Origin of the sequence: Streptomyces djakartensis (assembly GCF_014651075.1) — a bacterium.
In the GTDB taxonomy this organism is placed as follows: Bacteria; Actinomycetota; Actinomycetes; order Streptomycetales; family Streptomycetaceae; genus Streptomyces; species Streptomyces djakartensis.
The window spans coordinates 61,092-85,740 of the sequence record NZ_BMWE01000001.1 but is presented as its reverse complement, the minus strand read 5'-3'; the positions used below and the strand labels follow the sequence as shown (position 1 = coordinate 85,740).

At 70.7% G+C, this 24,649-nt stretch carries 19 protein-coding genes and 2 pseudogenes; 13 read left to right on the top strand and 8 right to left on the bottom strand.

What is annotated here, in order from left to right; all coding sequences use genetic code 11:
* Nucleotides 1-107: 107 nt before the first annotated feature.
* The 3 genes and pseudogenes from IE212_RS00365 to IE212_RS00355 all read right to left on the bottom strand — a co-directional run bounded on the left by IE212_RS00365 (nucleotide 108) and on the right by IE212_RS00355 (nucleotide 3,643).
* Nucleotides 108-1,481, bottom strand: coding sequence for a cryptochrome/photolyase family protein (locus IE212_RS00365; RefSeq protein ID WP_190195618.1), 1,374 nt, complete (start codon nucleotides 1,479-1,481; stop codon nucleotides 108-110).
* Between the two features lie 304 nt (nucleotides 1,482-1,785).
* Nucleotides 1,786-3,330 (bottom strand): annotated as a pseudogene (locus IE212_RS00360) (SDR family oxidoreductase); the annotation flags it as partial.
* 115 nt (nucleotides 3,331-3,445) lie between these two features.
* Entirely contained in the window at nucleotides 3,446-3,643 is a 198-nt protein-coding gene (locus IE212_RS00355; RefSeq protein ID WP_190196180.1) for a hypothetical protein, read from the bottom strand.
* Here IE212_RS00355 and IE212_RS35570 point away from each other — a divergent pair.
* The 8 genes and pseudogenes from IE212_RS35570 to IE212_RS00320 all read left to right on the top strand — a co-directional run.
* Nucleotides 3,642-3,944: pseudogene (locus IE212_RS35570) on the top strand (hypothetical protein); the annotation flags it as partial. The gene IE212_RS00355 and the pseudogene IE212_RS35570 overlap by 2 nt on opposite strands.
* A 177-nt stretch (nucleotides 3,945-4,121) precedes the next feature.
* Complete coding sequence (locus IE212_RS00350; protein WP_190195617.1) at nucleotides 4,122-4,874, top strand: GntR family transcriptional regulator; 753 nt, start codon at nucleotides 4,122-4,124, stop codon at nucleotides 4,872-4,874.
* Between the two features lie 341 nt (nucleotides 4,875-5,215).
* Nucleotides 5,216-5,410, top strand: a complete 195-nt coding sequence (locus tag IE212_RS00345; RefSeq protein ID WP_190195616.1) for an SPOR domain-containing protein — start codon at nucleotides 5,216-5,218, stop codon at nucleotides 5,408-5,410.
* Nucleotides 5,411-5,553: 143 nt separating this feature from the next.
* Nucleotides 5,554-5,988, top strand: coding sequence for a (deoxy)nucleoside triphosphate pyrophosphohydrolase (locus IE212_RS00340; protein ID WP_190195615.1), 435 nt, complete (start codon nucleotides 5,554-5,556; stop codon nucleotides 5,986-5,988).
* Between the two features lie 124 nt (nucleotides 5,989-6,112).
* Nucleotides 6,113-6,556 (top strand): ATP-binding protein, encoded by a 444-nt coding sequence (locus IE212_RS00335; RefSeq protein WP_373301300.1) that lies wholly within the window; start codon nucleotides 6,113-6,115, stop codon nucleotides 6,554-6,556.
* Nucleotides 6,557-6,808: 252 nt separating this feature from the next.
* Nucleotides 6,809-9,445 carry a SpoIIE family protein phosphatase gene (locus IE212_RS00330; RefSeq protein ID WP_229863951.1) on the top strand — a complete coding sequence of 879 codons (2,637 nt, stop codon included), beginning with the start codon at nucleotides 6,809-6,811 and terminating at the stop codon, nucleotides 9,443-9,445.
* A gap of 31 nt (nucleotides 9,446-9,476) precedes the next feature.
* Complete coding sequence (locus IE212_RS00325; protein WP_190195612.1) at nucleotides 9,477-10,055, top strand: GNAT family N-acetyltransferase; 579 nt, start codon at nucleotides 9,477-9,479, stop codon at nucleotides 10,053-10,055.
* 67 nt (nucleotides 10,056-10,122) lie between these two features.
* Nucleotides 10,123-11,226 carry a glycoside hydrolase family 18 protein gene (locus IE212_RS00320; RefSeq protein ID WP_190196132.1) on the top strand — a complete coding sequence of 368 codons (1,104 nt, stop codon included), beginning with the start codon at nucleotides 10,123-10,125 and terminating at the stop codon, nucleotides 11,224-11,226.
* 21 nt (nucleotides 11,227-11,247) lie between these two features.
* Here the strand turns inward: IE212_RS00320 and IE212_RS00315 are convergent, their stop codons facing one another.
* Genes IE212_RS00315 through IE212_RS00300 form a run of 4 tightly spaced genes read right to left on the bottom strand, consistent with a single transcriptional unit; the run spans nucleotide 11,248 to nucleotide 15,185 of the window.
* Nucleotides 11,248-12,024 carry a succinate dehydrogenase/fumarate reductase iron-sulfur subunit gene (locus tag IE212_RS00315; RefSeq protein WP_190195611.1) on the bottom strand — a complete coding sequence of 259 codons (777 nt, stop codon included), beginning with the start codon at nucleotides 12,022-12,024 and terminating at the stop codon, nucleotides 11,248-11,250.
* On the bottom strand, nucleotides 12,021-13,985 hold the full coding sequence (locus tag IE212_RS00310) for a fumarate reductase/succinate dehydrogenase flavoprotein subunit (protein ID WP_190195610.1): 1,965 nt from the start codon (nucleotides 13,983-13,985) through the stop codon (nucleotides 12,021-12,023). Before IE212_RS00310 ends, IE212_RS00315 begins: the two co-directional genes overlap by 4 nt.
* A gap of 18 nt (nucleotides 13,986-14,003) precedes the next feature.
* Nucleotides 14,004-14,840 (bottom strand): succinate dehydrogenase subunit SdhC, encoded by an 837-nt coding sequence (gene sdhC / locus IE212_RS00305; protein WP_190195609.1) that lies wholly within the window; start codon nucleotides 14,838-14,840, stop codon nucleotides 14,004-14,006.
* A 54-nt stretch (nucleotides 14,841-14,894) separates the two neighbouring features.
* The gene (locus IE212_RS00300; RefSeq protein WP_190195608.1) at nucleotides 14,895-15,185 is read right to left on the bottom strand and encodes an Rv0250c family protein; all 291 of its coding nucleotides are present in this window, start codon (nucleotides 15,183-15,185) and stop codon (nucleotides 14,895-14,897) included.
* A gap of 290 nt (nucleotides 15,186-15,475) precedes the next feature.
* Between IE212_RS00300 and IE212_RS00295 the strand changes: the two genes are divergently transcribed.
* Nucleotides 15,476-17,656, top strand: coding sequence for an ABC transporter family substrate-binding protein (locus IE212_RS00295; protein WP_190195607.1), 2,181 nt, complete (start codon nucleotides 15,476-15,478; stop codon nucleotides 17,654-17,656).
* Between the two features lie 234 nt (nucleotides 17,657-17,890).
* Nucleotides 17,891-19,798, top strand: coding sequence for a translational GTPase TypA (gene typA / locus IE212_RS00290; RefSeq protein WP_190195606.1), 1,908 nt, complete (start codon nucleotides 17,891-17,893; stop codon nucleotides 19,796-19,798).
* Between the two features lie 103 nt (nucleotides 19,799-19,901).
* Here the strand turns inward: typA and IE212_RS00285 are convergent, their stop codons facing one another.
* Nucleotides 19,902-20,417 (bottom strand): DinB family protein, encoded by a 516-nt coding sequence (locus IE212_RS00285; protein ID WP_190195605.1) that lies wholly within the window; start codon nucleotides 20,415-20,417, stop codon nucleotides 19,902-19,904.
* A gap of 600 nt (nucleotides 20,418-21,017) precedes the next feature.
* Between IE212_RS00285 and IE212_RS00280 the strand changes: the two genes are divergently transcribed.
* The 3 genes from IE212_RS00280 (at nucleotide 21,018) to IE212_RS00270 (ending at nucleotide 24,648) form a co-directional block, all read left to right on the top strand.
* Nucleotides 21,018-22,631: a peptide ABC transporter substrate-binding protein gene (locus tag IE212_RS00280; RefSeq protein ID WP_190195604.1), complete on the top strand. Its 1,614-nt coding sequence runs from the start codon at nucleotides 21,018-21,020 to the stop codon at nucleotides 22,629-22,631.
* A gap of 132 nt (nucleotides 22,632-22,763) precedes the next feature.
* On the top strand, nucleotides 22,764-23,693 hold the full coding sequence (locus IE212_RS00275) for an ABC transporter permease (RefSeq protein WP_190195603.1): 930 nt from the start codon (nucleotides 22,764-22,766) through the stop codon (nucleotides 23,691-23,693).
* Nucleotides 23,686-24,648 carry an ABC transporter permease gene (locus IE212_RS00270; RefSeq protein ID WP_190195602.1) on the top strand — a complete coding sequence of 321 codons (963 nt, stop codon included), beginning with the start codon at nucleotides 23,686-23,688 and terminating at the stop codon, nucleotides 24,646-24,648. The genes IE212_RS00275 and IE212_RS00270 overlap by 8 nt, the downstream gene beginning before the upstream one ends.
* The last annotated feature ends 1 nt before the right edge of the window (nucleotide 24,649 follow it).

The following is a 24,649-nucleotide window of genomic DNA, read 5'->3' as shown; positions in this document are numbered from 1 at the left end:
TTCCGGTCCTCCGCACATCAGTGCTTCCACCGGGAGCGGTGTCTTGGATGCGCCGAAGGGGCGACGCCGCCGGAACGCGCCGGTTCCCGCGTCCCGGCGCCGGCTCCTCAGTCGCGGCCGCGGGCGGCCCTGAAGCGGGCCAGGCCGTCGCCGAGGCCGATGAGCGGCGCGGGATAGCGCAGAGCGGCCCGCCGGTCCTCCGAGAGGCGCCACGGCTCGTGCACCGCGCCGCCCTCGATGTCCGCCAGTTCCGGCACCCAGCGGCGTACGTAGGTGCCGTCCGGGTCGTGGCGCCTGCCCTGGAGCACGGGGTTGAGGACGCGGTGCGGACGGGTGTCGGTGCCGGTGCCGGCGACCCACTGCCAGTTCATCTGGTTGTTGACGATGTCGCCGTCCACCAGGAGATCCAGGAAGTGCCGTGCGCCGATCCGCCAGTCCACGTACAGCGTCTTCGTCAGGAAACTCGCCGTCAGCAGCCGGGCCCGGTTGTGCATCCAGCCCTCGCGGCGCAACTGGCGCATGCCGGCGTCCACCATCGGATAGCCCGTACGGCCCTCCCGCCACGCGGCGATGTCCTCGGCCGCCTCGTCCGCGCCGCGCCACCGGTCGCCGCGGGTGCGGTAGTCCTGGACGGACGCGTCGGGCCGGGCGGCCAGGACCTGGTGGTGGAAGTCGCGCCAGCACAGCTGCCGTACGAACGCCTCGGCCCCGGGCCCGCCCCGCTCGCGGACCCGGCGGACCAGCTCCACCGGTGAGAGCGCCCCGAAGTGCAGGTACGGAGACAGGCGCGAGGTCGCGTCACCGGCCAGGTCGTCGTGCCGCTCCTCGTACCGGGGCAGGTCCGCCCTCGCCCAGGCCGCGAACCGGTCGCGCCCCGCCGACTCCCCGCCGGGCGGAACCTCCGGCGACACACCCCGGACGCCTTCGCGGGACGGCAGCTCCTCGCCGCGCGCCGAGCCGGGAACGCGCACGGCCCGCGGCGCGGGCAGCGGATCACGCAGCGACTGCTGTGACCAGCGGCGGAAGTAGGGGGTGAACACGGAGAAGTGATCGCCGCCGGACGGTGTCACGGCCCCCGGGGCGACGGCGGTGATCACGCTGTCGTGCACCCGCAGCACGACACCGCCGGCGCCGAGTTCCTCGCGCAGCCGCTCCTCACGGCGGTGGGCGTGGGCGGTGACGCCGGCGGCCATGTGCACCTCCGTCGCGCCGCACGCGGCGGCGACCGCCCGGACCTCCCGGGCGACCGGACCCGAGCGCACCACCAGCCGCCCGCCGCGCCGGCGCAGCGAGGCGTCGAGGTCGGCCAGGCAGTCGGCGAGGAAGGCGGCGCGGTTGGGCACGTCGAAGCCGGCCGCGTGGACGGCGGGGTCGCGGACGAACAGGGGCACCACCTCGTCCGCCGCCCCCAGCGCGGCGCGCAGCGGCGGATGGTCGTGCAGGCGCAGGTCCGAGGTGAACAGGACGACCGCGACGGTCATGGTGTCACTCCTGGTGCGGTGGTGCGGATTCCGTCTGTCGTTGCGCGCCCCCTCGCCGGTGCGGGCCCCCGCCGTATGCGCGCGGGGCGCGCGCGGCGGTGCGGAGTCCACCTGTGCCGTCTGCCGCGGTTGCGCCCCGAGGCGGCTGTGCTGCCTGGCCCGGGCGGGCGCGTGCGGCGGCGGGGCGTCCGTCTGTTCCGTCTGCGGCGGATGTCCGGCCTGGACCGGTGCGGGCCTTCGGGGCGCGCGGGGTGGGTGTGGTGGTGGGGCGTCCGTCTGCGTCGTCCGCGGCGGATGTCCCGCCTCGCCCGGTGCGGGCCCGCCGGATGCGCCGGGTGCGTGAGGCGGTGCGGCGTCCGCCCGTGTCGTCGGCCGCGGCTCGGGCGATGTTGCGCGCCATGCCGCCGAACACCACAAAGTGGAACGGGGCGACGCTCCACCAGTAGGCGTGGCCCAGCAGTCCGCGGGGGTGGAACAGCGCCCGCTGCCGGTACCGGGTACGGCCCTCGTCGTCGGTCTCGACGTGCATCTCCAGCCAGGCGAGGCCGGGCAGCCGCATCTCGGCGCGCAGCCTCAGCAGACGCCCGGGCCGGACCTCCTCGACCCGCCAGAAGTCCAGCGAGTCGCCGACCCTCAGGCGCTCGGTGTCACGCCGCCCGCGGCGCAGCCCGACCCCGCCGGTGAACCGGTCCAGCCATCCCCGGACCGCCCAGGCCAGAGGGGAGGAGTACCAGCCGTTCTCGCCCCCGATGCCCTCGACCACCCGCCACAGCGCCTCCCGCGACGCGTCGACCCGCCTGTGCCGCTCGTCCTGGTAGAGGCTGCCGCCCGCCCAGCCCGGGTCCGTGGGCAGCGGGTCACTGGGAGCCCCGGGCACCGAGGCCGAGGACCAGCGCGTGGCGACCTGCGCCTCCCGGACCCTGCGCAGCGCCAGGGCCAGCGCCTCGTCGAACGGCAGGGGCCGGCCCGGGGCGTCCGGCACATGGCGGGCGATGTCGTGTTCCCGGCAGACGACCTCGTACCGCAGGGACTCGGTCAGCGGCCGGGCGATCGAGGCCGGCACCGGGGTGACGAGCCCGACCCAGTGGCTGGACAGCCGCGGGGTGAGGACCGGCACCGGCATGATGAACCGCCTCGGCAGCCCCGCGACGGCGGCGTACCGGAGCATCATCTCGCGGTAGGTGAGGACGTCGGGCCCGCCGATGTCGAAAGCCCGGTTCACGTCGGCCGGCATGGTCGCCGACCCGACCAGGTAGCGCAGCACGTCCCGCACCGCGATCGGCTGGATCCGGGTGTGCACCCAGCTGGGGGTGATCATGACAGGCAGGCGTTCGGTGAGGTAGCGCAGCATCTCGAACGACGCCGACCCCGAGCCGATGACGACGGCCGCCCGCAGCACCGTGGCGGGCACGGGGGAGTCCAGGAAGATGTCCCCCACCTCGGCCCGGGACCGCAGATGCGGGGAGAGGGAGCGCTCGGGGACGTCGCGCGGCGTGAGCCCGCCGAGGTAGACGATCCGCCGCACGCCGGCGAGCCGCGCCTGCTCGGCGAAGATCCGGGCGGCCTCCCGGTCGGTGTCCTCGAACCCGGGGCCCGACCCGAGGGCGTGCACCAGGTAGTAGGCGACGTCGACACCGCGCAGGGCGGCGGCGACGGACTCCGGGTCGGTGACGTCTCCCTGGACGGTCTCGGCGTGCTTCGCCCAGGGGTGGTCCCGGAGCCTGCCCGGGGAGCGGGCGAGGCACCGGACGCGGTGGCCCGCCTGCAGCAGTTCCGGCACCAGGCGCCCGCCGATGTATCCCGACGCCCCGGTGACCAGGCAGTGCGACCGTGCCCCGTCCGTCGCCATGGTCGTGCCTCCCGTGCCTCGACGCTCGTGCCGTGCCGTCGGATGACGGCCCCGACATGAGGACTTCCGGCTCGGCACCCGTCACGGATGCACCGCACGTCCGGCGCCGGACGCCTCAGCCGGAGCGAGGGCCGTCGCCGGCTCGCGGGGCCGGGCGGGCCAGGGTGCCGGGCCACCACGCCCGCGGCCCGATGCCGATCACCAGCGCGGGCACCAGCGACGAGCGGACCACGAGCGTGTCGAGCAGCACCCCGAAGGCGGCGACGATGAAGGCGATCTGCAGCGCAGTCCCGGACGCGGGGAAGGGGCTCATGACGCCCGGTCGGCTGCGGGGGCGGCTCGACCTCACGTCCGGCGTGGTCACCGCCTGCCTGGACCGGCCCGAGCCACCGACACGGCCCGCGGTCGTTTCAGCCGCGAGGAACCGGGAGGTGGTCGTCCGCTTCCTCGCCGAGATGAACGCGGAACTCGCCCTGCTGCGGCGGGACTCCGGCTCAGGGCGCGACCGGACAGGGGCCGGACCGCGGACAGCGGCCCCCACGCCCCGTCAGAACTGGAGCGACCTCGGCAGGAATTGCAGAAGGGTCATGCCTGGACGCACGAAGCGCTTGTGACGGCCCGTCAGTCGTCGCAGACGGGTGTGACGGCGGCTATAGCGGGGAGAAAGTGCCTGCGTAAAGCCCTCACGCTCACTTTGTCATCACATCGAGTGATTCTCTGGCCTTTACTTGCATGGCACAACCTACGGTTGCCACGCTGTTGCTGTCTGTACAACCTGATGGGAGCGGCCAGTGACATTCGGTGAGCAGCCGGCGTACTTGCGTGTCGCGGGTGATCTGCGCAAGAAGATCGTCGACGGTCAGCTGCCGCCGCACACCCGCCTCCCGTCCCAGGCCAGAATCCGCCAGGAGTACGGCGTCTCGGACACCGTCGCCCTGGAGGCCCGCAAGGTGCTCATGGCGGAAGGGCTGGTCGAGGGCCGCTCGGGCTCGGGGACCTATGTGCGCGAGCGGCCCGTGCCCCGGCGCGTCTCCCGCTCCGGATACCGCCCGTCCGGCGGGGCCACGCCGTTCCGTCAGGAGCAGGCGGACGGCGAGGGGCGGGGCACCTGGGAGTCCAGCAGCGAGCAGGCCGAGGCGAGCGTCGCGGTCGCCGAGCGGCTGGGCATCGAGCCGGGCGACCGCGTGATGTGCACGAAGTACCTCTTCCGCGAGGGCGGCGAGGTGATGATGCTCTCCACCTCCTGGGAGCCGCTCGCCGTGACGGGCCGTACGCCCGTGATGCTGCCGGAGGAGGGCCCGCTCGGCGGCATGGGCGTCGTCGAGCGCATGGCGGCGATCGACGTGATCGTGGACAACGTCGCCGAGGAGGTCGGCGCCCGGCCCGGTCTCGCCGAGGAACTGCTCGTCCTGGGAGGCGTCCCCGGCCATGTGGTCCTGGTGATCTCGCGCACCTTCTACGCCTCCGGCCGCCCGGTCGAGACGGCCGACGTCGTCATCCCGGCCGATCGGTACCGGGTCGCCTACCACCTTCCGGTCAAGTAGCGAACGCTCACACCAGCCCCGCGTTGCGCTCCCCGTGCGCCCCGCTCCCGCCGTCGCCGTGACGGGCGTCACGGGACGGGTGCGCTCCGGGCGCCCGGCCGGGCGTCGTTTCCGCAGGTCGACCGAGGCGGCTGCGGCATGCCTCCAGCAGGGTGCGTCGCGGTACGCGGACGGCGCGTTTCCCGGCGTGCGCCCCCTGCGTTCTGGCTGGTTGCGTACCTCTTTGTGAAAAGCCGTATTCGCTGCGTGAAGGTTAGGCGTAGGCTCGGGCATATGCGCATTGCGGTTTCCTTGGCGGGTGGGGCACGGCACAGGCCGCGGGTGGGAAGTGGAGGGGCGCGATGAACGACAGCACGATCACTCTTCCCTGGCTCGTGATACGAGAGGACGGCAACGGCAACCGGTACCGCGTCGGCCGGTACGCGACCCGGGCCGAGGCCCAGAGGATCGCGGACAGCCTCGACGGCCGCGGCCACAAACAGCTGTACTGGGTCGAGCGGCTGGGGCAGAACGGGCCGGCCGTGGCACACGACTAGAGCCTGTCGTCTGGAGCATGGCGCAGGGAACCGGCGGCGTTTGTCAGGGCGGATGTGCGTGCCAGGCCCCGCGTCTGCGGGCTGATCCGAGTAGCAGGCCCTGGCCCGCGAGCGCCCGCGTGACGGTCCCGTAGGCTCCCCGCATGAGTGAGCGAATCGTCGTGGTGGGTGCCGTGCTGCTCGACGACGGACGGCTGCTGGCCGCCCGGCGCAGTGCGCCCGTCGAGCTGGCCGGGCGCTGGGAGTTGCCCGGCGGCAAGGTCGAGCCGGGAGAGACGGCCGACGCGGCGCTCGTGCGTGAGCTGCGCGAGGAACTCGGTGTGGACGCCGAGGCCGGCGGGCGCGTTCCGGGTGAGTGGCCCCTGAAGCCGCCGTACGTCCTCCAGGTGTGGACCGCGCGGCTGCGGCCCGGCTCCGCCGCCCCCGAGCCACTCGAGGACCACGACGAACTGCGCTGGCTCGGCCCCGGCGAGATCTGGGACGTCGACTGGCTCGCCCAGGACGTGCCCGCCGTCCGCGAGACCCTCGCACACCTGGGACACCCCGCCGCCCGCGGGGGAGAAGCGTCCGGCGCCTGAGGCGGGCCGGGGGCGCGCGGTGTCGGGCAACTCACATGTGACTGCCTCGTACGCCTTTCGTGCCGCAGCGCGCCACCCCGCGCGGTACTCCGCCCCCGATACCGGGTATGTGCTCATTAGTCCCATGAAAACGGACATGGGCGGGCTTGTTGCCTGGGAAGTGATCGGCGTGAGCGACACTGAAGGCGACTGCGCCGCGTGGATTTTCCCCGCCGAGCCGGACGCCGTGCGGACCGCCCGTCAGTCCGTTCGCGGCCAGCTCCGCCGCTGGGACCTCGACCGCCTCGCCGACCTCGCGGCATTGCTGGTCAGCGAGTTGGTCACCAACGCCCTGCGGCATGCCACCGGGCCCATCGGGGTCCGGCTGGTCCGCCCCTCCGTGCTGAACGGCGTGCTCCTGGTGGAGGTCTCCGACCCGCTCCCCGACCCGCCCCGCGAACGCGTCGCCAGGCCCGAGGACGAGAGCGGCCGCGGGCTGCAACTGGTGGCTTCCTCCTCCCGCCGCTGGGGAACCCGGCCCGGCACCGAGGGCAAGACCGTGTGGTTCGAACTCGCGGTGCCGGAGTGAAAAAACGGTGTACGTACGATCCGCCGTTGTAGAGCGACCGGTTCCGGCCAGTGGCGGTTGGCGGCGAACGGGATTCGACGACGTGTCCCCTGGTTAGAAGACGGGGAGTGTTCTCATGGTCCGGACCGAAAACCATCGGGACCGTGCTGTGATCGTGAACACCGTGTTGTGCGGCACCGTAGTGCTGGATACTGCGGGCAGCCGCCCCCGGTGACCGGTGCCGGAAGCGGTGAGCTGGAGGGGACGGTTCGCGTGAGCGAGATACCAGCGAAGGCCACGGAGTCCGAGGACCCGTCGGAGGGAGAGAAGGCGAGGGCCGTGGACGGCCTGGCCTCCGCCGTGGGGGGTGCGCTCGCCGCTGACGGGGTGCAGACCGGGGACGCCATGTGGCAGAGCAGTCCCCCCGGGTCCATCTACGACTACATCAAGGTCGCGTCCTTCTCCATCGGCCCGGACGGACTCGTCGACCAGTGGAGCCTGCGCGCCGAGCACCTCTTCGGCATCCCCGCCGAACGCGCCGTCGGCATGGACCCCATCGAGGCCTTCATCGACCCGCGCCTGCGCGAGCGGGGCATGCGCAAGATGGCCGAGATCCTCGACGGCCGTGAGTGGACCGGTGTGGTGCCCTTCCGGATGCCGAAGGGCGCCGAGGGGGAGTGCGGGCACGAGGGACTCGCCGAGGTCTACGTCATGCCGACGCGCAACGAGGACGGCGAGAAGGCCGCCGTCTGCATCGTCGTCGATGTGCGCACCCTACGCAGCATCGAGACCGACCTTGCCGCCTCGCAGGCCATTTTCAGTCAATCCCCGTTCGGTTTCCTGCTGATCGACCCGGACCTGCGGGTCCGCCGCGTCAACCAGCGGTTCGCCTCCATCTTCGGCGGCTCGCCCGACGACCACCGTGGCAAGGGAGTCCACGACTACCTCCCGCGCGGGGAGGCGGATCGGGTCGCCGCCACGCTGCGCCGGGTGCTGGAGACCGGCAGCTCCATCACCGACATGCACGTCACGGGCTTCGTGCCGGGCTCCGACGCCCGCCGCCACTGGTCCGTCAACCTCTACCGCGTGCACAGCGGTTCGGGCCGCCCCATCGGGGTCGCCTGGCTCGGGATCGACATCACCTCCCGTCGCGCCGCCGCCCGCGAGGCCGCAGCCGCGCGGCGCAACCTGGCGCTGCTCAACGAGGCCGGCGCCCGCATCGGCAACTCCCTGGACCTGGAGACCACGGCCCGCCAGCTCCTCGACGTCGTCGTGCCCGACTTCTGCGACCTGGCCACCGTCGACCTCTACCAGGGCCTGCTGGCCGGCGACGAGACCCCGCCCGGGCTCGCCGACGGCAGCGCCGAGCTGCGCCGGGTGGCCTTCGCCAGCGCCGTCTCCGACGCCCCCTTCGCCGGGGCGGGGGTGCCCGTCTCGGTCGGCGCCGTCCACCACTACCCGTTCAACTCGTCCTGCGCGGACGCCCTGCGCACGGCCCGGCCGCAGACCGTCCCCGGTGAGGACGGCGGGCTCGTGCAGTCCACGCTCGCCGTGCCGATGGTCGCCCACGACACCGTCGTCGGGCTGGTGCAGTTCGCCCGTACGAAGGGCAGCGAGCCGTTCGGCGACCGGGACCGCGACCTCGCCGTGGAGCTGGCGGCACGCGCGGCCGTCTGCATCGACAACGCCCGCCTGTACCGGCGCGAGCACGAACGCGCGCTGATACTGCAACGGTCCCTGCTCCCACCGGGCGACCCGGAGGCCTCCGGGCTCGACATCGCCTGCCGCTACCTGCCCGGCAACGCCAACACCGGGCGGCCCAGCGAGGTCGGCGGCGACTGGTTCGACGTCATAGAACTCCCCGGGCACCGCACCGCGCTGGTCGTCGGCGACGTCATGGGCCGCGGCCTGCGCGCCGCCGTCGCGATGGGCGAACTCCGCACGGCGGTCCGCACCCTGGCACAGCTCGACCTCGAACCCGCCGAGGTGCTCTCCCAGCTGGACGAGATCGCGCGCAACCTCGGCGCTCCCGGCGGCGTCCAGCAGGCGACCAGGGCGGCCCGCCGCCCCCGGGAGGCGGACCTCTCGGAGGTCTACCTGGCCACCTGCGTCTACGCGGTCTACGACTCGGTCACCCGGCGCTGCACCTTCGCCAACGCCGGCCATCTGCCGCCCGTGCTGGTCGAACCGGGCGAGCCGGCACTGATGCTGGACGTGCCGCCGGGCATGCCGCTGGGCGTCGGGGGCGAGCCCTTCGAGGAGGTCGAGGTCGAACTGCCCGAGGGCGCCCTGCTCGCGCTCTACACGGACGGACTGGTCGAAAGCCGCGACCATCCGCTCGACGAGGGGCTCCAGGCCTTCGTCAGCTCCCTGTCCGACCCCGCCCAGCCGCTGGAGGACGTCTGCGACCACGTCCTCAACACCATGGACACCCACCACGGCGAGGACGACATCGCGTTGCTGATGGCACGTGTACAGGGCCTGCCCACCGAGTCCGTCGGCGACTGGATTCTGCCGCGCGAGCCGCGCAGTGTGGGCCGGGCCCGGGAGTACGCGCGTGCCCAGCTCCTCAGCTGGGACATGGAACCCCTGGTCGACACCACGGAGCTCCTGGTCAGCGAACTCGTCACCAACGCCCTGCGGTACGGCGAGGGCGAGATCCGTCTCCGTCTGCTGCTGGACCGGACCCTGGTCTGCGAGGTCTGGGACTCCGGCCTGGTCCAGCCCCGCCGCCGCCGTGCCCGCGACACCGACGAGGGCGGCCGCGGACTGCAACTGGTCGGTCTCCTGAGCGCCGCGTGGGGCTCGCGCCGCACGCCCCGCGGCAAGACGGTCTGGTTCGAACTCCCCCTCCCCGGCGGCGAAACGAGGCTGGCGGACCCCGCGGAGGCGCTGCTGAGCCTGTTCTGAGACCGGCCGGCGGCCACCGTAGGATCGCCCCATGTCCGACACCACGCCCCGGTTACGGGTGGCGGCGACACCGGCGGCCCCCGCCCTGACCCTGCGTCCCTGGACCGCGGCGGACGCGCCCGGTCTGCTCGCGCTGAGCCGGGACGACGCCCTGCGGCACTGGACGTCCCTCGACGTCGACGACGAGACGAGCGCGGCGCGATGGCTGCGGGAGCAGCGAGAGGGATGGGAGCAGGGCCGCCGCTTCGCGTTCGCCGTCGAGGAGGCCGGCCCCGCCGGCACGGCTGCGGCGCCGGCCGGTCACGTGGTCCTCAGGTACGCCGCCCCCGGCGCCGCGTCCGCCGAGGTCGGTTACTGGACGGCGGCACGCGCACGCGGCCGGGGCGTCGCGCCGCGCGCCCTGGGCGCACTGACCGAATGGGCGTTCACCACCTTCGCCCGCGACGGCCTGACCCGCCTCGAACTCATCCATCAGACGGACAACTCGGCCTCCTGCCGGGTGGCGGAGAAGAGCCGCTACGACTTCGCCGCCGTCCTGCCGGCGCAGCCGCCCGCGTACCCCCGGCAGGGGCACCTGCACGTTCGGCACCTGACCGAGAACTCCGGCTGATCGCAACCGAACGTCCGTGCTGATCGTCATCCCCGGCAACACCGACCGCAACACCGGGGGAGACGGCATGCAAGGCACGGAGGACACAACACCGGACGAGACCAAGGCCGCTGACGACGGAAACTCCTTACCCGCAGCTCCCGCGCCAGGCAGTCGCAGAGGCAGCGGGCGTCGGCGCCGGGTCAGACGCACGGCGCTCACCGTGCTGCTGGTGCTTCTGATCCCTCTCCTGTCCGCGCTGACAGCTCTCCGCGTCAACTACACGGGCGACCCGGCGGACGGCACCCGCACCCGGAACCGCGACGCGCTCTGGCTCGGCCACGCCTGGGTGGACGGCCGCAAGAAGGACGCCGACGTCACGGCCCTGGCCCGCCGTCTGCGCGGCACCGGCATCAGTGACCTGTACGTCCACTCGGGCCCGCTGGAACACGACGGCACCCTCCCCGAGTCGGTGTATCCGAGGGCCCGCTGGTTCATCGACGCCGTGCACGAGAAACTCCCCGGCGTCCGCGTCCAGGCCTTCCTGGGCGACGTCCTCGCGACCGAGACCCCCGACGGCATGCGCCTGGAGGACCCCGGGACCCGCGCCGCCGTCCTCCGCTCCGCACGCCAGGTCCTGGACACCGGCTACGAGGGCGTCCACCTCGACCTGGAGCCCCTGCACTCCGGCGACCGCAACTACCTCACGCTCCTCGACGCCCTGCGCCGCGAGACCCGCTCCCGGGACGCCCGGCTCTCCGTCGCCGCCCACCAGATCGACCCGCTCCCGGCCCTCCACACGGTGTGGGGCCGCGTCACCGGCCACCCCAAGTGGTGGTCTCAGCAGTTCTTCGGCCAGGTCGCCCGCCGTGTCGACCAGATCGCCGTCATGTCGTACGACACCATGCAGCCGCTGGAGAGCACCTACGGCGGCTACGTCGCCCAGCAGACCTCGCTCGCCCTGGAGGCCACCCCGCCCTCCACCGACCTGCTGATGGGCCTGCCCTTCTTCCACGAGGACCGGTTCGGGCACTGGAACCACGCCGAGACCGTGCCCGCCGCCGTCCGTGGCGTCCGCCTGGGCCTGTCCCGCACGGACGCGGACCGGGCCCGCTTCGGTGTCGCGCTGTACATCGACTTCGCCGCGACGGAGGCGGACTGGCGCGCGTACGAGGAACACTGGGTCGAGTGACTCCCGTCCTCCAGGAGGCGCTCAGCCTGCCGAGGACCGCCTCCTGATCTTCGAGCCCAGCCACACCAGCGGGTCGTACTTGCGGTCGACAGCCCGTTCCTTCAGGGGGATCAGCGCGTTGTCCGTGATCTTGATGCCCTCGGGGCAGACCTCGGTGCAGCACTTGGTGATGTTGCAGTAGCCCAGGCCGTGGTCGTCCTGGGCGGTGGTCTTGCGGTCCAGGCCCGTCTCCGCCGCCGCGTCCAGCGGGTGCATGTCCAGCTCCGCCACCCGCATCAGGAACCGGGGCCCCGCGAACGCCTGCTTGTTCTCCTCGTGGTCGCGGACCACATGGCAGGTGTCCTGGCACAGGAAGCACTCGATGCACTTGCGGAACTCCTGCGGCCGGTCCACGTCCTCCTGCATCATGCGGTACTCGCCCGGAGCGACACCGGCCGGCGGCACGAAGGCGGGCACCTCCCGCGCCTTGGTGTAGTTGAAGCCGACATCGGTGACCAGGTCGCGGACGACCGGGAACGCCCGCAGCGGCGTCACCGTGATCGTCTCCTCCCGGTCGAACACCGACATGCGCGTCATGCACATCAGCCGCGGCCGGCCGTTGATCTCCGCCGAGCAGGAACCGCACTTGCCCGCCTTGCAGTTCCAGCGCACCGCCAGATCGGGTGCCTGGGTGGCCTGCAGGCGGTGAATGATGTCGAGCACCACCTCGCCCTCGTTGACCTCGACCTCGAAGTCCTCCAGGCCGCCGCCGCTCACGTCACCGCGCCACACCCTGAAGTGGGCCGTGTAGCCGCTCATTCGTACAGCTCCTCTTCGGCGAGGTACTTGACCAGCTCCTCCTTGTCGAACAGGGCGAGCAGGTCGGCACGGACGGGTTCGGTCGTCTCACGGGTCAGGGTGATCTGGCCGCGGACCGGGTCCGTCGCCGCCAGACCGCCCGTCGGGTCGGTGAGCGCGCACAGCAGGTTGATCCGCCGCCACTTGCGGTCCATGCCCGGATGGTCCTCCCGGGTGTGCCCGCCGCGCGACTCGGTGCGCTCCAGCGCGGCCCGCGCCACGCACTCGCTGACCAGCAGCATGTTCCTGAGGTCCAGGGCGAGGTGCCAGCCCGGGTTGAACTGGCGATGGCCCTCGACACCGGCCCGGCGGGCCCGTACCCGCAGCTCGGCCAGCTTCTCCAGGGCCTGTTTCATCTCCGTCTCGCGGCGGATGATGCCGACCAGGTCGTTCATCGTCTGCTGCAGTTCCTGGTGCAGGGTGTACGGGTTCTCCGGCGGGCCCCCGGCCGGCTCCCCGCTCTCCGCCTCGGCCGAGAAGGGCCGCAGGGCCTCGGCGGCGGCCGAGTCGACCTGGACGTCGTCCACGACGGGCCGCGCCCCGGCCAGCCCCGCCGCGTACTCGGCCGCGTGCCAGCCCGCCCGGCGCCCGAACACCAGCAGGTCGGACAGCGAGTTGCCGCCGAGCCGGTTGGAGCCGTGCATGCCGCCGGCCACCTCACCGGCCGCGTACAGCCCCGGCACCCCGCGCGCCGCCGCCGTGTCGGACTCCACCGCGACACCGCCCATCACGTAGTGGCAGGTGGGCCCGACCTCCATCGCCTCCGCGGTGATGTCGACGTCGGCCAGCTCCTTGAACTGGTGGTACATCGACGGCAGCCGGCGCTTGATGACCTCGGCGGGCATCCGCGTCGACACGTCGAGGAACACGCCCCCGTGCGGGGAGCCGCGCCCCTCCTTCACCTCGGCGTTGATCGCCCGCGCCACCTCGTCCCGGGGGAGCAGCTCGGGCGGGCGCCGGTTGTGGTCCGGGTCGTCGTACCAGCGGTCGGCCTCGTCCTCGGTCTCGGCGTACTTGTCCTTGAAGACGTCGGGGATGTAGTCGAACATGAACCGCTTGCCGTCGGAGTTGCGCAGCACACCGCCGTCGCCGCGCACCGACTCGGTGACGAGGATGCCCTTCACCGACGGCGGCCAGACCATGCCCGTCGGGTGGAACTGCACGAACTCCATGTTCAGCAGGGGCGCCCCGGCGAGCAGGGCCAGCGCGTGACCGTCGCCGGTGTACTCCCAGGAGTTCGACGTCACCTTGAAGGACTTGCCGATACCGCCCGTCGCGAGGACGACGGCGGGTGCCTCCAGCACGAAGAAGCGGCCCGACTCGCGCTCGTAACCGAAGACGCCCGAGACGCGGCCGCCCGCGGCGGAGCCGCTGTCCGACACAGTCTTCAGCACGCGCGTGACCGTGCACTCCTGGAACACCTTCAGCCGGGACTCGTAGTCGCCGGTCTCCTTGAAGTCCTCCTGCTGGAGCTGGACGATCTTCTGCTGGAGGGTGCGGATCAGCTCCAGGCCCGTGCGGTCGCCGACGTGGGCGAGGCGCGGGTACTCGTGGCCGCCGAAGTTGCGCTGGGAGATCCGGCCGTCCTTGGTGCGGTCGAACAGCGCGCCCCAGGTCTCCAGCTCCCACACCCGCTGCGGCGCCTCCTGGGCGTGCAGCTCCGCCATCCGCCACTGGTTGAGGAACTTGCCGCCGCGCATGGTGTCGCGGAAGTGGACCTGCCAGGTGTCGTTCTCGTTGGCGTTGGCCATCGCCGCGGCGATGCCGCCCTCGGCCATCACCGTGTGCGCCTTGCCGAACAGCGACTTGCAGATCACGGCCGTACGGGCGCCCCGCTCGCGGGCCTCGATGGCGGCGCGCAGCCCGGCGCCACCGGCGCCGACCACGACGACGTCCCATTCCTGCCGGTCGACCACGGACATCACGAAGGCCCCATCCCTCTAGAAGAAGCGCGGATCGTCGAAGGCGCCGGACGCGACCAGGTAGACGTAGAAGTCGGCGACCGCCACGCTCACCAGCGACGCCCAGGCCAGCTGCATGTGCCGGGCGTTGAGCTTCCCCACCCACTGCCACATCCGGTAGCGCACGGGATGCCTGGAGAAGTGCTTCAGCTTGCCGCCGACGATGTGCCGGCAGGAGTGGCAGGAGATCGTGTACGCCCAGATCAGCACGATGTTGACCAGGAACACGAGGGTGCCGAGCCCCATGTGGCCCCACGCGTAGTCCTCGTCGCGGAAGGCGAGCACGGTGTCGTAGGTGAGGATCCCGGCGACCAGGAGCGCGGCGTAGAAGAAGTACCGGTGGATGTTCTGCAGGATCAGCGGGAAGCGGGTCTCGCCGGTGTACTTCCGGTGTGGTTCGGCCACCGCGCAGGCCGGCGGGGACGCCCAGAAGCCCCGGTAGTAGGCCTTGCGGTAGTAGTAGCAGGTCAGGCGGAAGCCGAGCGGGAAGATCAGGATGATGACGGCGGGCGAGAGGCCCCACCAGCCGCCGAAGATCTCCCAGTTCGGCCCGGCTCTCATCGGCTCGCAGTTCTCCGCCAGGCAGGGGGAGTAGAAGGGCGAGACGTACGGCGCCGCGTAGTAGTCGGCGTTCGCGAAGGCCCGCCAGGTCGAGTAGACGATGAAGGCCAGCAGGCCGGCGGCCGTGCCGGCCGGGGCCAGCCACCAGCGGTCGGTGCGCAGGTGCGGGGCGTCGATCGCGGCGCGCGTACCCGCCTGTACGCCGCCGCTCGGGTGGGTGGGTTCGGTGGCGGGAGGTTCCGTACCAGTGGCCACGTGACGACTCCGGTCGGGTTCGGGGGAGGTGCCGGTCGCTCGACGCCCTCCAGGTCAGGGAGCGCGCCGGTCCCGGGCGCCGAGCCCCTCGTCGTCCGAGTCGCGCCACAGGGCCGAGTCGTACGGCGTGTCCGAGATCGTGACGAGATCGGGGCGTTTCGGGTCGGCCGGTGACGCGGCGGCGTCACGCAGCAGGGCGACGCTCTCGCGCAGGTGGTTGGCATCGGCACGGACCCGGCGCATCTCCAGGCCACCGGTGCCGAGCTGCTTCTCCAGGCGCCCCAGCGACCGGAACAGGTCGTCGAGCGAGCGCTGGACTGACGTCAGTTCGTCGTGAACGGACATGACTTGCCCTCACTTCCGCGGGTCCTTCGAGGCCCAAGGCGGCAACGTTCATGCGCCTGCGAGTGTTGCGCGTCACACCTTGCGCTGTGAAGGGGACGTGCACCGATTGGCCGAGGCGTGTGGGTGCACCCACCGGTGCGCTGCGCCGCATGGGTGACTTCACGACCCGTGGCCGCCGTGTCGCCCTCTGTTGCTGAACCCTTTCCTCTTCAGTGGCCGCATACATCAGATGAAATCCAAATACCGCCAAAAGTGATCATAACGCCCTCGGCTCCCCGGAGGTAGCACAGATGTCCCAGCACGGCATCGGCCCGCGCGCGGTCTCGCGCTCGGTCGCCTTCCTCACCGCGGGTGTGCTCGCGGTGCCCGCGCTCGCCGGATGCGGCTCCGAGGACCCGGCCGGCGAGCCGCTCGCCGCGCCCGACATCCAGCCCGCCGCCCGCGACCGGATCACCGACGGCGGCACCCTGCGCTGGGCCGTGGACTCCGTGCCGGACACCCTCAACACGTTCCAGTCGGACGCCGACGCCACCACCAACCGCGTCGCCCAGGCGGTCCTGCCGTCGATGTTCCGGATGAACGACAGCGGCCGCCCCGAGCGCAACCCCGAATACCTGGAGTCGGCCGAGGTCGTCGAGACCGAGCCCAAGCAGGTCGTCCTGTACAAGCTCAACCAGCAGGCCGTCTGGAGCGACGGCCGCGAGATCGGCGCCGCCGACTTCGCCGCCCAGTGGCGTGCGCTGTCCGGCAAGGACACCGCCTACTGGACCGCCCGCAACGCCGGCTACGACCGCATCCAGAAGGTCGAGCGCGGGGAGAGCGCCCTGGAGGTCAAGGTCACCTTCAGCCGCCCCTACGCCGACTGGCGGTCGCTGTTCTCACCGCTGTACCCGAAGGACGTCATGGGCACCCCGGACTCCTTCAACGACGGGGCGCGCAAGAAACTCAAGGTCACCGCCGGTCCCTTCAAGGTGAAGAAGGTCGACCGCAAGGACGACGAGATCACCCTCACGCGCAACCCGCGCTGGTGGGGCCGGCCGGCCAAGCTCTCGGAGATCGTGCTGCGCACGGTCCCACGCGAGGAGCGGGCCGACGAGCTGGCCGCGGGCACCCTCGACCTGGCCGAGATCGATCCCTCGGCGGCCCGCCGCATCACCGTCACCGCCAAGCCCCGCAGCTCCGGCAGCGCACTGATGGGCCCCAGCGCCCCCAGTGCCGACGGGTCCGCCACGGCCGGGGACGACGAGTCCGGCGAGGAGGCCGAAGCCCGCGACGAGCGCGGCGAGGCCGCGGCCGAGGAAGCCCGCGAGCGGCAGGCGCTGCGCGGCTACGAGGTGCGCAAGTCCCTGGAGCCCGCCTACACCCAGCTCGCCCTGAACGGCGCCGAGGGACCGCTCGCCGACGAGCGCGTCCGCAGGGCCGTAGCCCGCGCCCTGGACCGGGAGGAACTGGTCGCGGCCGTCCTCAAGCCGCTCGGCCTGCCCGCCGTACCGGTCGGCAGCCACCTGGCCCTGTCCGGCCAGGCCGCGTACGCCGACAGCAGCGGTGCCCTCGGCGACCAGGACACCAAGGAGGCGCAGGCCCTGCTCGCGGACGCCGGATGGATCCGTGGCGGGCCCGTCAAGGAGCAGAAGAAGAAGGAGGGGGAGAAGGCGGCCGGCGCCGAGGGCGAGAAGGCCGGCGAGTCCTCCGGGAAGCCGGAGGACGACGACGGCACGTACATCGTCGGCGAGCACGACAAGGACCGGCAGGACGACAAGGGCCTGGCCGGCCACCCCGACCAGGACGGCAAGCAGTACAAGCAGCCGGACCAGGGCGGCGCCCCCGGCGCGTACGCCCCCCGGGGAACCGCCGCCCCGGCGGGCCGCGAGGCCGCCCCGCTCGCCAAGAACGGCAAGCCCCTCACCCTCCGTTTCGTGCTCCCCTCCGGGCCCGGCTCCCAGACGCTGCGCACGGTCGCCGACCGCGTCTCCCGCATGCTGGAGCGCGTCGGCATCCGCACGGAGATCTCCAAGGTCGCCGACGAGTCCTACTTCAAGGACCACATCGCCTCCGGCCAGTACGACCTCGCCCTGTACTCCTGGCCCACCACCGCCTACCCCGCCACCGACGCCCGCCCCGTCTACGCCAAGCCGGTACCGGCCGCCGACGGCTCGCTGAGCATCGAGCAGAACTACACCCGCGTCGGCACCGACCAGGTCGACCAGCTCTTCGACCAGGCCGTCGCCACCCTGGACGAGGGCGAGTCCCGTTCCCTGATCCGCAAGGCCGACTCCCGCATCTGGGCCGCCGCCGGATCGATTCCCCTCTACCAGCGCCCCCAGCTCATGGCGGCCCGCAAGAACCTGGTGAACACCGGCGCCTTCGGCTTCGGCACGCCGGTCTTCGAGGACATGGGCTTCCTGAAGAAGGGCATGAAGCCGGCAGGAGGCCCGTCACACTCGGCGGTATCCAGCCCGTCCGGCGCCTGAGGACGAGGCCCTTCAGGTCGAAGCCGGGGCTGGGGGCGGCAGCCCCCAGCAGCCCGGAGAGCGACTCCCAGCACCTCACAGCAGGCCTGACCTGCGCCGACGTATCCCGGCTCACCCCAGCGGGAGCGTACCCGTACCATGGGGTGAGGCCGTGGCATGTTGAGCCCGGCAGGGCCCGCGCACCACCGACGTACGCGCAGGGCATTCCTCACCACTCCGGGAGTACGCCTTCTTATGGCCACGCGCCACGACATCCGCAACGTCGCCATCGTCGCCCACGTCGACCACGGCAAGACCACCATCGTCGACGGCATGCTGAAGCAGGCCGGCGCCTTCGCCGCCCACCAGCTCGACTCGGTCGACGACCGCATGATGGACTCGAACGACCTGGAGCGTGAGAAGGGCATCACGATCCTCGCCAAGAACACGGCGGTGAAGTATCACCCCAAGGACGGCGGGGAGCCCATCACCATCAACATCATCGACACCCCCGGCCACGCCGACTTCGGCGGCGAGGTCGAGCGCGGTCTGTCGATGGTCGACGGCGTGGTGCTGCTCGTGGACGCCTCCGAGGGCCCGCTGCCGCAGACCCGTTTCGTGCTGCGCAAGGCGCTCCAGCAGCGGCTGCCCGTCATCCTCTGCATCAACAAGACGGACCGCCCCGACTCTCGGATCGACGAGGTCGTCAACGAGGCGTACGACCTCTTCCTGGACCTGGACGCCGACGAGGACCAGATCGAGTTCCCGATCGTCTACGCCTGCGGCCGCGACGGCATCGCGTCCCTCACCAAGCCCGAGGACGGCACGGTTCCGAGCGACTCCACCAGCCTGGAGCCGTTCTTCTCCACGATCCTGGAGCACATCCCGGCCCCGACCTACGACGAGGCCGCCCCGCTCCAGGCGCACGTCACCAACCTGGACGCCGACAACTTCCTCGGCCGCATCGCGCTCCTGCGCGTCCAGCAGGGCGAGCTGAAGAAGGGCCAGACCGTCGCGTGGATGAAGCGCGACGGCTCCGTGCAGAACGTGCGGATCTCCGAGCTGATGATGACCGAGGCGCTCACCCGCAAGCCGGCCGAGAAGGCCGGCCCCGGTGACATCTGCGCCGTCGCCGGTATCCCGGACATCATGATCGGCGAGACCCTGGCCGACCCGGAGAACCCGGTCGCGCTGCCGCTGATCACCGTCGACGAGCCGGCCATCTCCATGGTCATCGGCACCAACACCTCCCCGCTGGTCGGCCGCGGCGGCACCGGCAAGGGCGCCGACGCCAAGGCGGCCGTCAAGGACCGCAAGGTCACCGCCCGCCAGGTCAAGGACCGCCTGGACCGCGAGCTGATCGGTAACGTCAGCCTCCGCGTGCTCGAGACCGAGCGGCCGGACGCCTGGGAGGTGCAGGGCCGCGGCGAGCTGGCCCTGGCCATCCTGGTCGAGACCATGCGCCGTGAGGGCTACGAGCTGACCGTCGGCAAGCCCCAGGTCGTCACCAAGGACGTCGACGGCAAGGTCTACGAGCCGGTCGAGCGCATGACGATCGACGTCCCCGAGGAGCACATGGGCGCGGTCACGCAGCTCATGGGTGTCCGCAAGGGCCGCATGGACAACATGTCCAACCACGGCTCCGGCTGGGTCCGCATGGAGTTCGTGGTGCCCTCCCGCGGCCTCATCGGCTTCCGCACGGAGTTCCTGACCCAGACCCGCGGCACGGGCATCGGCCACTCCATCCACGAGGGCTTCGAGCCCTGGTTCGGCACCCTCCAGACCCGTAACAACGGTTCGCTGGTCGCCGACCGCGCCGGTGCCGTCACCGCCTTCGCGATGACGAACCTCCAGGAGCGCGGCGTGCTGTTCGTGGAGCCGGGCACCGAGGTGTACGAGGGCATGATCGTCGGCGAGAACTCCCGCGCCGACGACATGGACGTCAACATCACCAAGGAGAAGAAGCTCACCAACATGCGGTCCTCGACGGCCGACGTGACCGAGTCGATCGTGCCGCCGCGCAAGCTGTCGCTGGAGCAGTCCCTGGAGTTCTGCCGCGACGACGAGTGCGTCGAGGTCACCCCGGAGGCCATCCGCATCCGCAAGGTGAACCTGGACGCCCGCGAGCGCGCCCGCGCCGCGAGCCGCGCCAAGCACGGCTGACGGTCCCGGAACGGGCAGAGCCCCGGTAGCTCCGCGGAGCTACCGGGGCTCTGCCGGCGACGCGGCCGGCCGTGCGACCTGACGAGCCTGCCACCAGGGCCCCTCAGACGCCGGTCCGCCCGTCGACGAGCTCACGCACGACGTCCAGGTGGCCGTTGTGGCGGGACGTCTCCTCGATGAGGTGGAGGAGCACCCAGCGCAGGTCGACATGGCGGCCGTCGCCGATCGGGCGCTTCGCCGTCGAGTCCAGGTCGTGTTCGGTCACCAGGCGACGGTGGCGGGCACTCTGTTCCTCGTACTCGGCGAGAAGCCGGGGCAGCGGGATGTCGACCGCCGTCCGCATCTCGGGATCTGGATCGTCGTCGGTCGCCTCGGAGAGCGGCCCCTCGAGTTCCTCGCCCAGGAACATCACCTGGAACCAGTAGTACTCGACCCACCGCAGATGGCTGATCAGTCCGCACAACGTCATCAGCGGCGAACCCGGGAGCGGGGCCTTGCGGGCGTCTTCGGCGGACACACCCTCACACTTGGCTCGTGCGGTGTCACGGGCGTAGTCCAGCATCGTGGCCAGCTGCGTACGCTCGTCCCACGTGGGAGGCGTGTCGGTTAGTCGAGGCATCCCGGGAAGTTTTCCGCAGGCCGGAACGGATGTCGACCCAATTGATCCGCCAGGCGCCGTCAAGGCGACGCCCAGGCAACGGGTAGGGAAAACCCTCGATTTGCCCGGGGCGGCCGTTCCGGGCGCCTCGCTCGCACTACCCTGCTGCGGAGCGCCTTTCTCTGCCCTGCCTGGGGCGTCTGGCAACAGCCTTGCGTCGACGGCCTCTTGAGCGCGCGACAGGTACCGGTGGCACCTTGCACGGGGGCCACGGTAGTCGCAACCGGTTTATCTCACTCTCGCGTCCGGAATGCGGACAGTCAGCACCGATAGATGTGTAACAAGTCCGTTTCGCAGGCATCTTTCACCAAACCCTTTGTCCGGATTTTGGAAGATGTATACGCGAGCTGTGATCGAACCGAGACCTCGAGGGTGTGGCTCGGTAATGGCGTTTGGCAGATAGTTAGGCGCGTAGAGCTCGGATGAAGGGTCACCCGCCGGCGGCGGCAGCGACTCACGAGCGCGGGGGCACCTGACGACTTCCGGCACCGGCGACGGGCGGTGGCGGTGGTCTGTCCGTGCTCCCTTCGCGGTGAACCAATGACTTCATAGGAGGAACCCATGCGCGGTGCCAGGAGCGCCAAGTGGGTCGCGGGGGCGATAGTGGTCGCCCTGGCCGCCACCGCCTGCGGCGGCAGCGGTGACGGTGAGGGGAAGAGCAAGGGTTCCGGCCCTGCGGGGTACGTCTCGATCGACGTCGGCGAGCCGCAGAAGCCGCTGGTCCCGGCTGACACGAACGAGAGCAACGGCTCGTACGTCATCCAGTCCCTCTTCACCCAGCTGCTGGACTTCGACTCCAAGGGCGAGATCGTCTACACGAACGCCGAGTCGGTCACCTCCGACGACTCCAAGACGTGGACGGTCAAGCTCAAGAAGGGCTGGAAGTTCCACAACGGCGAGGAAGTCACCTCCAAGTCGTACATCGACGCTTGGAACTGGTACGCCAACATCAAGAACAACCAGCAGAACTCCTTCTGGTTCCAGGACATCAAGGGCTACGACGACGTCCACCCGGAGAAGGGTGAGCCGAAGGCCAAGGCCATGTCCGGTCTGAAGGCCGTGGACGACCACACCTTCACCATCGAGCTGAAGTACAAGATGCCGTACTTCAACTACAAGCTGGGCTACACCACCTGGGCCCCGCTGCCCAAGGTCTTCTACGACGACCCGAAGGCCTTCGGCCAGAAGCCGGTCGGCAACGGTCCCTACAAGTTCGAGAAGTGGGACCACAAGAAGCTCATCCAGGTCAAGGCCTGGGACGAGTACCAGGGCCCGAACAAGGCGAAGAACAAGGGCGTCCAGTTCAAGAACTACACGACGGTCGAAGCCGCCTACAAGGACGTCGTCTCCGGCAACCTGGACATGATCCGCCAGGTCGGCCCGACGGACCTGCCGAAGTACAAGCAGGACCTGGGTGACGGCGCCATCGAGCAGCCGTACGCGGCCCTGCAGTCGCTGCACCCGGCGTTCTACTCCAAGACCTTCAAGGGCATCGACCCGAAGGTCCTGCAGGGTCTGTCGATGGCGATCGACCGCGACACGATCACCAAGACGGTTCTGAACAACACCCGTACGCCGGCCAAGGGCTTCACGCCGCCGGGCGTCAAGGGCTACCAGAACCTGGACACCGACGTGTTCACGTACAACCCGACGAAGGCCAAGCAGCTCATCAAGGAGGGCGGTGGCGTTCCGGGCAACAAGTTCACCGTCCAGTACAACACCGACGGTGGGCACAAGGAGTGGGTGACCGCGGTCTGCGAGTCCATCCGCAAGGCCACCGGCGTCGACTGCGTCGGCGACCCCAAGCCGGACTTCGCCACGGACCTCGAGGCCCGTGACAACGACCAGGTGAAGGGCATGTACCGCGGTGGCTGGGTCGCCGACTACCCGGTCAACGCCAACTTCATGAAGGAGCTGTACCACACCACCGCCGAGGCCAACAACGGCCGCTTCTCCAACAAGGAGATCGACGGGCTGATGAACAAGGCGGACAACGCCAACTCCCTCGAGGACTCGGTGAAGGCCTTCCAGGAGGTCGAGAAGAAGCTGGTCGAGCACATGCCGGCCATCCCGCTCTGGTACTACCGCATCAACGGCGGCCACGGTAAGAACGTCGACAACGTCAACGTCGACTTCCACGGTGACCTCGAAGTGTGGGCCGTCACCACCAAGTAAGAGGAGCCCTTCGGGCTCTTCCCACTCGGCCGTAGACCCGCCGCCGCTCCGGTGGCGGTGGGAGGTACGGGGGGCCGTCCCGTCAACAGGGGACGGCCCCCGTACCTGCGTTCACCCCTCACGGAGGCACCTATGGGGCGCTATGTCGCACGACGACTGCTCCAGATGATCCCGGTGTTCATCGGGTCAACCTTGCTCATCTTCTGCATGATGTACGCCCTGCCCGGCGATCCCGTCCGGGCGATGATGGGGGATCAGGCGTACGACCCGGCGGTGGTCGCGAGCATCAAGAAGGACCTCGGCCTCGATCAGCCGCTCCTTCAGCAGTACGTGAACTACATGACCGGCCTTTTCCAGGGCGACTTCGGCACCCAGATCGCCAGCAAGCGGCCCATCGCGGACATCATCCTCGATGCGTTCCCGGTGACGATCAGGCTGACGATCTTCGCCTTCACCTTCGTCACGCTCGTGGGTATCGGCCTCGGTGTCATCGCCGGCCTGCGCCCCGACACGCTGCGGGACCGCGGACTTCTGACGCTGACGCTGGTCCTCGTGTCGATGCCGTCCTTCGTGCTGGGCTTCCTGCTGCAGTACCTGCTCGCGTTCAAGTGGTCGGTCACCACGCCCACGGTGACCGACTCGACGGACTTCGCGCAGCTCGTGCTTCCCGCCACCGTGCTGGCGTCGCTGTCGCTCGCCTACGTCGCCCGGTTGACCCGCACGTCGATCGCGGAGAACCTGCGGTCCGACTACATGCGCACCGCCGTGGCCAAGGGGCTGCCGCGTCGCCGTGTCGTCGGTGTCCACCTGATGCGCAACTCACTGATTCCCGTGGTCACCTTCCTCGGCATCGAGGTCGGCAACCTGATGACCGGCGCGATCGTGACCGAGGGCATCTTCAACGTGCGGGGTATCGGTGTCGAGATCTACGAGGCGCTCAGCCGGCGTGAGGGCGCCACGGTCGTGGGAATCGCCTCGCTGATGGTGCTCATCTACCTCGCTGCCAGCTTGATCGTCGACCTGCTCTACGCGGTCCTGGACCCGAGGATCCGGTATGCCTGACAAAACCGTCGAGAAGAAGGTCGAAGCCCTTCCCGGTGACACGGTGAGCACCGCCGGTGTCGTCGTGGCCGACGCCGGCCCGGCTCCCGACAAGGCGCGCAGCCTGTGGTCCGACGCCTGGCACGACCTGCGGCGCAACCCGCTGTTCCTGGTCTCGGCCGTGCTGATCGTGTTCCTTCTGGTGATGTCGGCCTGGCCGGGACTGTTCACCAGCGCCTCGCCGCGCGACGCCGACCTGGCCAAGCATTACCTCGGCAAGCCGAACTGGGGCCACTTCTTCGCCCCGGACTGGCTCGGCTACGACGTGCAGGGACGTTCGATCTACGCCCGTGTCGTCCACGGTGCCCGCGCCTCGATCACCGTCGGTGTGGGGGTCACCCTCGCCGTCACCGTCCTCGGCACGGTCATCGGCATGATCGCCGGCTACTTCGGCGGCTGGACCGACACGCTGCTCTCGCGGCTGACCGACATCTTCCTGGGCATCCCGTTCCTGCTCGGCGCCCTGGTGGTGCTCAACTCCTTCAACGACCGCACCGTCTGGGTCGTCATCATGGCCCTCGCCTTCCTCGGCTGGACCCAGATCGCCCGGGTGGCCCGCGGTGCCGTCATCACCATCAAGCAGGCGGACTACGTGGTGGCCGCCAAGGCACTCGGCGCGTCGACGTCCCGGATCCTGTTCCGGCACATCCTGCCCAACGCGCTCGCGCCCATCATCGTCGTGGCGACCATCGCGCTCGGCGGCTACATCGCGGCCGAAGCCACCCTGTCCTTCCTGGGAGTGGGGCTCGGTGACACGGCGGTGTCGTGGGGCGGTGACGTGGCGCGCGGGCGTGAGCAGCTCCGTATCGCCCCCCACACCCTGATCATCCCGTCGGTGATGGTCTCGATCACGGTGCTCTCGTTCCTTATGTTCGGCGATGCGGTACGCAACGCCCTCGACCCCAAGCTGCGCTGAG

What these genes read in the sequence shown, in the direction of transcription:
- IE212_RS00365 (WP_190195618.1), bottom strand. Translation starts at nt 1,481, where the DNA reads ATGACCGTCGCGGTCGTCCTGTTCACCTCGGACCTGCGCCTGCACGAC.
- IE212_RS00355 (WP_190196180.1), bottom strand. Translation starts at nt 3,643, where the DNA reads ATGAGCCCCTTCCCCGCGTCCGGGACTGCGCTGCAGATCGCCTTCATC.
- IE212_RS00345 (WP_190195616.1), top strand. Translation starts at nt 5,216, where the DNA reads ATGAACGACAGCACGATCACTCTTCCCTGGCTCGTGATACGAGAGGAC.
- IE212_RS00340 (WP_190195615.1), top strand. Translation starts at nt 5,554, where the DNA reads ATGAGTGAGCGAATCGTCGTGGTGGGTGCCGTGCTGCTCGACGACGGA.
- IE212_RS00335 (WP_373301300.1), top strand. Translation starts at nt 6,113, where the DNA reads ATGAAAACGGACATGGGCGGGCTTGTTGCCTGGGAAGTGATCGGCGTG.
- IE212_RS00325 (WP_190195612.1), top strand. Translation starts at nt 9,477, where the DNA reads ATGTCCGACACCACGCCCCGGTTACGGGTGGCGGCGACACCGGCGGCC.
- IE212_RS00320 (WP_190196132.1), top strand. Translation starts at nt 10,123, where the DNA reads ATGCAAGGCACGGAGGACACAACACCGGACGAGACCAAGGCCGCTGAC.
- IE212_RS00315 (WP_190195611.1), bottom strand. Translation starts at nt 12,024, where the DNA reads ATGAGCGGCTACACGGCCCACTTCAGGGTGTGGCGCGGTGACGTGAGC.
- IE212_RS00310 (WP_190195610.1), bottom strand. Translation starts at nt 13,985, where the DNA reads ATGTCCGTGGTCGACCGGCAGGAATGGGACGTCGTCGTGGTCGGCGCC.
- IE212_RS00300 (WP_190195608.1), bottom strand. Translation starts at nt 15,185, where the DNA reads ATGTCCGTTCACGACGAACTGACGTCAGTCCAGCGCTCGCTCGACGAC.
- IE212_RS00295 (WP_190195607.1), top strand. Translation starts at nt 15,476, where the DNA reads ATGTCCCAGCACGGCATCGGCCCGCGCGCGGTCTCGCGCTCGGTCGCC.
- typA (WP_190195606.1), top strand. Translation starts at nt 17,891, where the DNA reads ATGGCCACGCGCCACGACATCCGCAACGTCGCCATCGTCGCCCACGTC.
- IE212_RS00285 (WP_190195605.1), bottom strand. Translation starts at nt 20,417, where the DNA reads ATGCCTCGACTAACCGACACGCCTCCCACGTGGGACGAGCGTACGCAG.
- IE212_RS00280 (WP_190195604.1), top strand. Translation starts at nt 21,018, where the DNA reads ATGCGCGGTGCCAGGAGCGCCAAGTGGGTCGCGGGGGCGATAGTGGTC.
- IE212_RS00275 (WP_190195603.1), top strand. Translation starts at nt 22,764, where the DNA reads ATGGGGCGCTATGTCGCACGACGACTGCTCCAGATGATCCCGGTGTTC.
- IE212_RS00270 (WP_190195602.1), top strand. Translation starts at nt 23,686, where the DNA reads ATGCCTGACAAAACCGTCGAGAAGAAGGTCGAAGCCCTTCCCGGTGAC.